A 9470-nucleotide genomic window follows, 5' to 3' on the forward strand; every position below is an offset into this window, starting at 1 on the left:
TGAAAGTCTCTGGAACGCGGCGCGCCCTGCTGGTGGGCGCAGCTTTCGCTACAATGCTGAGTGCCAGCGCCTACGCGGCCGACAAGCCCACGATGGGCGTCGTCGTTAAGATTGGCGGTATTCCGTGGTTCAACGCCATGGAGACCGGCATCAAGGAAGCGGGGGCGAAGGGCGGCGTCGACGCGACGATGATCGGCCCAACCAGCGCGGACCCGGCGCTTCAAGTCCGCGCGATCGAGGATCTGATCGCCAAGAAGGTGAACGTCATCGGCGTGGTTCCGAATGACGAGAAGGCGCTGGAGCCCGTGCTGCAGAAGGCGCGCGAGGCGGGCATCAAGGTCGTCGCGCATGAGGGCCCCGGCATCCAGAACAAAGACTGGGACTTCGAACTCGCCTCCGCCAAGGGCTTTGGCGAAGCACACGCGGAGTTGCTCGCCAAGACGATGGGCGGCAAGGGCGAATACGCGGTCTACGTCGGCTCGTTGACGGTTCCCCTCCACAACGCCTGGGCCGACGCGGCGATCGCCTATCTGAAAGTCCATTATCCAGACATGAAACAGGTTGGTGATCGCTACGGCGTGGCCGAGAACGTCGACGACAGTCGTAAGACCGCGCTCGACCTACTTGCAGCGCATCCCAACCTGCATGGCTTCCTCGCATTCGGCAGCCAGGGTCCGATCGGCGCCGGTCGCGCGATCGAAGAGAAGGGCCAGGTGGGCAAGGTGTTCGTAGTCGGGCCCTTCTCGCCAGGACAGGGGCGCAAGCTGATCAAGGGGGGCGCTATCCTGGGCGGGTTCATGTGGAATCCGGCCGAGGCGGGGCGCGTGTTCGTACGCGTCGGCAAGATGTTGGCCGCAGGACAGGACGTGAAGGACGGCGACACGATTGAGGGCCTCGGGGTCGTCCATCCCGACCCGAAAACCCACAACATCATCACCGACAACCTCCTGCCGATCAACAAGGATACTGTCGACAAGCTTGCTGACCTCGGGCTCTGAACAACCTGCCTCTCCCGCCTTGCGGGAGAGGCTCCGCTGCAAAGCGCAAACTCCCGACGGCACTCCAGGCCACGCGTTGACAATGACAACATGACGGCGCCATCGTCACACCCCTCCGCTTCCGACGCGATCCGCTTCGAGCACGTGTCGGTGCGCTTCGGCGGCGTGCGCGCACTCGACGACGTGTCCTTCTCGGTCGGGCGCGGCGAGGTGCATTGCCTCGCCGGCGAAAACGGCAGCGGCAAGAGCACGCTCATCAAGGTGATCGCGGGCGTTTACCAGGCGGCCCCGGGCGCGCGCATGGACTATTTCGGAGAGAGCGTCGCGGCGCCGACGCCGCCCATCGCCCGGCGCAAGGGCGTGGCGGTCATCTGGCAGGACCTGGCGCTCTTCCCTGAAATGACCGTGGCCGAGAACATAGCCTTTGACGGCCTCGTGGGCGCATCGCGGCTCGTGAATTACGGTGCGATACGCGAGACGGCTCGCTTCGCCCTCGCCAAACTCGGCGTGCAACTCGACCTCAACACACCGTTGAGGAGCCTGCCCATCTCGGGCCGGCAAGTGGTGGCGATCGCCCGCGCGCTCGCGAGCGACGCCAGGCTCATCTTCATGGATGAACCGACCGCCTCGCTCACGCAAGCCGAAACTGACCATCTGCTTGCCGTCGTGCGGACGCTCTCCGCAGCCAACGTCGCTGTGGTTTTCGTAAGCCATCGGCTTGCGGAAGTGCTCGAGGTGTCGCGTCGTGTCACGGTTCTGCGGGACGGGCGATTGGTCGGCGTGTTCGACGCAGCGGGCATGACGCAGTCGCGGCTGACGGAACTGATGACGGGCAAGCGGTTCGACCAGACTGTTACCGCCCGAGATGTCGGCGCGTCGCCGATCGTCGTCGAAATCGCTGGGCTGACGCGCGCAGGCGAATACGCGGATGTGAACCTGACTGTGCGCGCCGGCGAAATCATCAGCCTCATCGGCTTGATCGGCGCGGGTCGCACCGAACTTGCGCATACGCTGTTCGGCATGACGCGCGCCGACACCGGCTCGATCCGGCTGTCCGGTTCGCCCGTCGCCTTCGCCAGTAACCGCGACGCCATCGCCGCGGGCATCGCCTATGTCTCCGAGGACCGCCTCGCCCTTGGCCTGGTGCAGCCGCAATCGATCGCCGACAACACCGTGATCACGACTCTGCGAACGATCTCCAACGCCGGCGGCCTCATCTCGGATGCGAGGAAATCCGCGGCCGTCGCGAAGGGCGTCACGGAGTTTGCTATCAAGATCGGGAGACCGGAAGACGCTGTTTCGACGCTATCGGGCGGTAATCAGCAGCGCGTCGTACTCGCGAAGTGGTTCGCCATCTCGCCGAAGGTGCTGATCCTCGATTGCCCGACGGTCGGCGTCGACGTTGGCGCGCGCGACGGCATCTACAGGATTGTACGTGCGCTCGCCGCCCGCGGCATCGCCATCCTGATGATTTCGGACGAAGCCCCCGAGGTCTTCTTCAATTCCGACCGAATCCTCCACATGGCGGACGGACGCATCGTCGCGGAATACGACCCGCGCCGCATATCCATCGCCGAACTGGAGCGTGCCGTCTATGCGTGACTATCTGCGGAACCACGAGGGCGAGGCGCGCATCTTCATCGTCCTGGTCGTGCTGGCGCTGTTTCTGGGCTTCGCTTCGCCGAGCTTCTTCAGCGCCGGAAACATCGCGTCGCTACTGAACAATAATGCCGTCAATGTCATCTGGGCCGTCGGCCTGCTGGTCGTCCTGATCACCGGCGGCATCGACATTTCCTTCGCTGTCGGCGCATCGGTCGTCCAATACCTCACGGCGCTGGCGTTGCTGGCCCTTGGCGGTGGAAACTGGCTCCTCGGCGTCCTGTTCGCCGGCGCATTCGGGGTAGCCATCGGTTGCATCAATGCCACCCTCATCGCTGGCTTCCGGATCATCTCCATCGTCGTCACCATCGCAACCTTCAATGCCCTGTTCGGCCTTTTGATGTTCACGACCTCTGGCAAATCGATCTACAATCTGCCGGACTGGTGGACCGACCGCGTCGCTGTCCTCTCGCTCGGCGATGGCGGCGCACTCACCTTGCCGGTCGCCGCCATGGTCGCGGCAATGGCGGCGACCTGGTTCCTGATCTCCCGCACCACCATCGGCCGACAGCTCTATGCCTTCGGCGACAATCCGGAAGGTGCGCGGCGCGCCGGCGTCGCGACGGTTAGGATGCAATTCATCGCCTACAGCTGGATGGGAATGATGGCGGGGATCGGCGGTCTGATGCAGGTCAATATCGCCCAGGAAGTCGTTCCCAATGCACTCATCGGTCGTGAGCTCGACGTGCTCGCCGCTGTGGTTCTGGGCGGTGCGCGGCTCGGCGGCGGTCGCGGCTCGGTTCTGGGGTGTTTCCTCGGCGTGCTGCTCGTTGCGGTCGTCCAGAACGGGCTCAATCTCCTCGGCGTTTCACCCTACGCCTTCAAGATGGTAATCGGACTGACGATCCTGGCCGCCATTTCACTCACGAACGTTGGTCTGGTCGCGCGGCTTGCCGGCGGATCGAGGAGGCGCGGTCATGCCAAAACTCATTGAACGTGTGAATCACACGTTTGGGCGCGAGGTTCTGGGATTACTCGGACTGTTCGCCCTCACTTTGTTCGCCTTCGGGCTGGCGTCGCCGCAATTCCTAAGCGCCGCGAACTTCGATTCAATCGCGTTTCAGTTACCAGACTTGGGCCTGCTGACACTGGCGATGCTGGCGCCGATCATGGCCAACGGCATCAATCTCGCGATTATCGCGATCGCCAATCTCAGCGGGCTGACTCTCGCCTGGATCCTCAACATGAACGGCGGTCCGGACGCTGGCGTCGTTGCGTTCGTCGTCGGCGTTGGAGCGGCGCTGGCCGTTGGCGGGGCTTCGGGGGCGGCCATGGGCGCGACGATCGCCTATTTCGGCGCCCATCCGATCCTGGCTTCGCTCGCGATGATGATCTTCCTCAAGGGTCTGGGCGAATTTTTGACCCGCGGCGGGGATATTTCCGGCTTTCCGGATTTCCTGCGCGAATTCGGCCACGGCGCGATCCTCGGAATTCCCGTGCCGATGCTCGTGCTTATAGCGGCGGCAATTCTCTGGCATGTGCTGCTGGCGCGTACGCGTCACGGCTTCGCCGTAGCGATGATCGGGTCCAATCCGAGGGCGAGCGAATACTCAGGCGTTCCCGTCAAACGGTCGATCACGCTGCTCTACGCCCTGTCGGGCATGATGTGTGCGTTGGCTGGCATCGTGATGTTAACCCGGTTCAATTCGGTGCGGGTCGGCCATGGCGACGCGCTGCTGCTCGTGACCGTGCTTGCGTGCTTTCTCGGTGGCGTCGATCCGTTCGGCGGCTTTGGCCGCGTCGCGCCGGTGTTCGTATCGCTGATCATCTTGCAGACCCTGTCGTCGGGCCTCAATTTGCTCGGCGCGAACCAGCATCTGTCGACCGCCGTCTGGGGCCTTTTTCTGGTCGCGGTGATGGTCTTGCGATCCGGCACGCCGATGCTGAGGGTGTTGTTCGAAAGCATCAAGAAGTAGCGCTGCACGACGTTGGTCCGCGCGGCATCACGGCACGCGCGTAACACGGTTCCACCGGCCAACGGTGTGGTCGCTTACAACTATAATCGCACTGTGAGACTGGAGGCGCAAATGAAGTTCGGCATTTATTACTCGTACTGGGAGCAGGAGTGGAGCGCCGACTGCCTCAGATACGTGGAAAAGGTCGCCAAGCTCGGATTCGACGTGATCGAAATCGCTGCTCACCATCTAAATAGCTATGGTCCGGCGCGTATCGCAGAGATCGCCCGGTCAGCCCGCGACAACGGCATCACGCTCACCTCGGGTCTCGGTCCGTCGCCGCAGAGGAATCTGTCGTCTCCCGATCCCGAGATCAGACGGGCGGGGCGTGCATTCTTCGAAGAAACGCTCACAAACCTTGCCAAGCTCGATATTCATATCATCGGCGGCGCCCTTCACTCCTACTGGCCGATCGACTATTCCAAACCCGTCGACAAGCCGGGAGACCGAGCGCGCGGCATAGAGGGGATCGCCAGCCTGGCGGACTTCGCGGCCGACCTTGGCATCGACCTCTGTCTGGAAGTCCTCAACCGGTTCGAGAACCATGTCTTGAACACCGCCGAGGAGGGGGTCGCCTTCGTGCGCGAGGTTGGCAAGCCGAACGTCAAGGTAATGCTCGACACCTTCCACATGAACATCGAGGAGGACAGCTTCGGCCAGGCGATCCGCACCGCCGGTCCTCTCCTCGGCCATTTCCACACTGGCGAGAACAATCGCCGCGTTCCCGGCAAGGGGCGGTTGCCCTGGCACGAAATCGGGTCGGCGTTGCGCGAGATCGGCTACAACGGCACCGTCGTCATGGAGCCCTTCGTCAAGATGGGTGGCGGCATCGGCAGCGACATCAAGGTGTGGCGCGACCTCAGCGACAATGCCGACGAAGCGCAGCTAGACGAAGCCGCGCGGCAATCCCTTGCGTTTTCACGCTACGTACTGGCGTGATAGCACGGCGACCGACCGGCTCGGAATTCCTCTCCTAGTCAAGCATCCGCGACGTCGGGATCCGGTTGCTCTCTTCAACGATCAATTTGATCCCGATTTGTCGTAAACCACTGGACGCACTAGATTATTGAGCTGAGGTCGGGGTGATTTGCACCCTGTTTCCTGTTTACGCATTACATTGCGGGGGAGGCCACCGTGAGGATTGATCGCGCGTTGCAAATCGCAAGTCGGGGCACCGAGTCCGAGTCTCGAAGTGAAAACGCTGGTGTTTGGTCCCAAGCGTTTGAAAGTGCTAAAATATTGCTGCGTTAATGGTCTTGGTCAGATCGCGTTACGTGGAGGCCATCCTGAAGATCGAGCGAGCACTGACGATCGCAGCCCGGGCACGGATCAGGCGGCGCATTTCATCCGATTCTGCTGCGCCATCCAGCGCCGGAGCGATAGCGTCATCCGACCGGCCGATCGCATTGCGCGATGGGCGCGGCCGCTTTGTCAAAGGCCACACTGTTGGACCGGGACGGCCGCCGCGTGACTGTTTTCGCCTAATCCTCGAGGAAAACTACGGGATCAGATTCCGCGGCGGTGGTACCTCCCGAACCACCATGTGCGTTTGATCTTCGGCGAAGGCCGCGCGACAGTCGGCCACGAACTGGTTCACCTCAAACACCGGTCGGCCATGGCCGGTCTTCCCCTCACAGACGACCCGTCAAGTGTCGGTGACCGTCGAGAAGGGCCGGTCAGGGATTGCGGCGCGAGAACGATACAGCATATGCAGCGTTGCGAATGTCGATCAGCGGATCATCGGACTGCTCGATTCCATCTGTGAGCTGACCCGGTAGAAACAGCAATCTTTTCTGGACCTCGACACTGTTCTCCGTTGCCCTGTCGATCGTCAGCACTCCAAGCTCGACCACCTTACGATTCTCGGGCCAGGGTTTTGTCGGATCTTTCGTGGAATCGTCCGCCGCAGCGAGTTGTGCCTTGAAGTGAAACGTCACCGGCCCCCGTTTCAGGCGTTCTGGCAACTCTTCCATCAAGAAGTCTGGTGCCCGTTTCGCCGCGTCAGATTTATCGAGATGAACGACGTTCTCAGGCAGCATCTGATACCGGACTGCCTTCCTCTCACCCGCTTTGTTGACGAAAACGAACGCATCAATGCCGTAGTATTCTTCGTCGACGAAGCTGTCTGGCGTGGCTACGGTGCTGAAAGCGGCAGGGACCGAGGGATGGCTCACCGCGAACTGTTCGAATTTCGTCGGCTTGGTAGCGTTCGGCGGGCTGTCCGCCAGCGCCAAGAGCAGGTCACGAAACTCTTCACCCGTAGATACCGGGAAGAACTTGAAGGAATTGATCACAATATCGGTGTCGCTGCTGTCCGGCAGATGGAACTTCACTGCCATGCCGTGCGGATTGGCGTTTTCGGACCCATCCGGCAGGTTTGGTATTCCCGTAGAGTCTGAGAAGCGCACAGTCACTGAGATCGTGCCGCCGCTGAACAGGGCCGCTCGGCTTAGCTCTGCGGCTTCCGGAGATGGTTTAAAGCTCCCCTCGACAACAATGCCTTTGGCGTGATTGGCCCGGAATCCGGGATGTACCCCGAATACCTTGTTCATCGCATTGACGAGCTGTTCCTCGAGGCGCTGGTCTTGGGCTAGTGCAACGACGGGCACGGCCAAACCGAAACCAACCAGTGCAGCAATGACTTTGTGGTTTGTCATGGGGCCCTCCCCAAATAGAGCGCAATGCAGTATAGCACTAATAGCCCAGCTATGTGCGATTCAGTTTCCTGATGAGTCAGTCAGCGCGAGTGCAGTTCCTTGCCGATCCCGGTCACTGTTCAGGCGGGCTAGATCTTCATCAAGAACTAATGTTCGCCTGAGCAAGCCAATCGACTGCCGAGGGCCCAAAGCGCCGTTCGTGCTGTCGTCTGCCGTTTCCGCTTTAGCCCCGGAAGCTGACAGCGCTGGACTTCACAGTTGGGTAGAGTCGAGGACGGGCGCGGTCGCTTGGGGCCGATACTGTTGAAAAAGTCGAAAATAGTACCAGCGCAAAAATCTTGCTGAAATCAGCTCAGGGCGAATTCCGGAAAGAAAAGCCTTCACGGCAAAGCTAGGAAGACCACAGAGCGATCCAGTGTAGATTGACGTGGTCCCCACTGTCTAACGGCGTCGACCGCACCGGTAGCCCTTAGAAAATCGGCGTGCGCGCCACATGGGACTTTTTCAACGGAATCGGCCAGAAGGCGACATCTTCGGCGCGGCGGCTAATCCTGTAAGATGGTCAGCCAATGGCAAGCTACATCACCGAGATGAAAGGATAATCTCGATCACTCCTTCGGAGTCGGGTTCGTTATCCTAGTTCAGCCTTTGCGTTGCGAGGCGGCAGTTAAGGGAATCGTCATCAGGTCTTGCCCGATGATCAGTTCTCCGGAGAAGCCATTCTTTGCCGCCGAAAGCTGATCATTGCTCGCATTGCCAGGAACGATGTGACTTAACACGAGCTTTGCGACTCCGGCTGCCTCGGCCACCTTGCCGACTTGGTCGACGGGCGTATGCGCATTGAGCAGATGCTGGCGCAAGCCTTCATTGGCTACCGAACGCGGCTCTGGAAAAAGCCGATTTACCCAGTCGACCACAATAACTTCGTGGACCAACACGTCCGCTCCCTTGGCCAACTTGATCAGATTCTTGTTGGGGTTCGTGTCGCCGGAGAAAACGACCGAACCCTCATCCGTGTCGAAACGGAATGCGAATGCAGGCCAAACGGGGAAATGGTCAACCAAAGTAGCGGAGACACGTACGCGGTCATCCTCAAAGACCTTGAAGGGCTCCATGTCCGGCGAAGGGGTTTCATTGGGCGACTTGAAGCCGGCCACCGGAGGGATCGCAATGTCGTGGGGTTCGACCAGCATTTTCAAGCTACGCTTGCCGTTATCGCGCATGCGATCATTCAAGTCGGTCGCGTAAGCTTGCGAAATGTAGTTGGTCAAGTCCGAGATGCCCGGAGTGGGATTCTCGGGGTTTATGATCTCGGGCTCGACGGCCGTCTGCCCTGGAAGCGAAAATACGGGCTCCATTTGACCGCGCCGTCCTGGGCCAAAAACCTTCAGCGGCGGCGAAGAACGGTCGAGACCTTGATACAGGCCGTATAGCAGAATGTTCGGATAATCGACTGTGTGGTCTGAATGAAGATGTGTCACAAACAAGGCTCTAAGGGTTCTCAGGGTCGGAGCACCTGAGTCGGTCGGTCTGAGCGACTGTTGGAGGCGTTTCCCGACGCCTTCACCACAATCGACGAGATATGCCGCATCACCGACTATCACCGCCGAGGAGAAGCTGCATCGATCGGTAGTTGGCCACCAACTCGGGCCGCCGGCAGTGCCGAGCAACAAGAGCCGTGCCCCCGGTTGGTCCGCGGGCACTGTTGCCTGCGCCATCTCCACCTCGCGCTGAATATCCGCCGCGGCCTGGACCGGTGTACACATGAAGGAAGCAAGCGCCACCCCGCCACCCAGCATATTGCGGCGCGTTAGAGCGCTTTGGAGAGCTTTCCCGATCAGATAGCACATAGCACGTCCCTTCCATTTTTCAGGATGACAGCTGTGTATACCGAAAACCTAAATCCTGAGGTAGCGGTGATGAGGTCCGCCCAGGATGGCAAGTGACCTGACCACACCGGTTCGCTGAACTGGGCGAGAAACGGGCGCATCCTTATCCAAGGCCAAGTGCGTTCGTGTCGTGTTATAGTAGCAAGCGTAAGATTTCAGAATCCGCCGCAGATGTGCCTCGCCCAGGACAATGATGTGGTCCACACATTCGCGCCGGATCGATCCGATCAGCCGCTCGACAAAGCCATTCTGCCAGGGTGAGGCTGGTGCAATAGGCTTGTCGCGAATACCCATGGCACGCAGTCGGCGTGT

Annotated in this window: 8 protein-coding genes; 5 read left to right on the forward strand and 3 right to left on the reverse strand. The window is 60.6% G+C overall.

From position 1 onward, the window contains the following. The first annotated feature begins 53 nt into the window (after window positions 1-53). The 5 genes from Q2941_RS16480 (at window position 54) to Q2941_RS16500 (ending at window position 5551) form a co-directional block, all read left to right on the forward strand. Window positions 54-998 (forward strand): autoinducer 2 ABC transporter substrate-binding protein, encoded by a 945-nt coding sequence (locus tag Q2941_RS16480; RefSeq protein ID WP_458193122.1) that lies wholly within the window; start codon window positions 54-56, stop codon window positions 996-998. 90 nt (window positions 999-1088) lie between these two features. Next, window positions 1089-2600 carry a sugar ABC transporter ATP-binding protein gene (locus Q2941_RS16485; RefSeq protein WP_458193110.1) on the forward strand — a complete coding sequence of 504 codons (1512 nt, stop codon included), beginning with the start codon at window positions 1089-1091 and terminating at the stop codon, window positions 2598-2600. Then, window positions 2593-3591, forward strand: a complete 999-nt coding sequence (locus Q2941_RS16490; protein WP_458193111.1) for an ABC transporter permease — start codon at window positions 2593-2595, stop codon at window positions 3589-3591. The genes Q2941_RS16485 and Q2941_RS16490 overlap by 8 nt, the downstream gene beginning before the upstream one ends. Then, window positions 3575-4573: an ABC transporter permease gene (locus Q2941_RS16495; protein WP_458193112.1), complete on the forward strand. Its 999-nt coding sequence runs from the start codon at window positions 3575-3577 to the stop codon at window positions 4571-4573. The genes Q2941_RS16490 and Q2941_RS16495 overlap by 17 nt, the downstream gene beginning before the upstream one ends. Window positions 4574-4684: 111 nt before the next feature. Continuing rightward, window positions 4685-5551, forward strand: coding sequence for a D-psicose 3-epimerase (locus Q2941_RS16500; RefSeq protein WP_458193113.1), 867 nt, complete (start codon window positions 4685-4687; stop codon window positions 5549-5551). A gap of 737 nt (window positions 5552-6288) precedes the next feature. Here Q2941_RS16500 and Q2941_RS16505 read toward each other — a convergent pair. The 3 genes from Q2941_RS16505 to Q2941_RS16515 form a co-directional block, all read right to left on the reverse strand. Next, the gene (locus Q2941_RS16505; protein WP_458193114.1) at window positions 6289-7269 is read right to left on the reverse strand and encodes a catalase family peroxidase; all 981 of its coding nucleotides are present in this window, start codon (window positions 7267-7269) and stop codon (window positions 6289-6291) included. Window positions 7270-7910: 641 nt separating this feature from the next. Next, window positions 7911-9119 (reverse strand): MBL fold metallo-hydrolase, encoded by a 1209-nt coding sequence (locus tag Q2941_RS16510; RefSeq protein WP_458193115.1) that lies wholly within the window; start codon window positions 9117-9119, stop codon window positions 7911-7913. 48 nt (window positions 9120-9167) lie between these two features. Continuing rightward, on the reverse strand, window positions 9168-9470 hold a 303-nt coding region (locus Q2941_RS16515; protein WP_458193116.1), incomplete at its 5' end, for an integrase core domain-containing protein.

Source organism: Bradyrhizobium sp. UFLA05-153 (assembly GCF_054185185.1).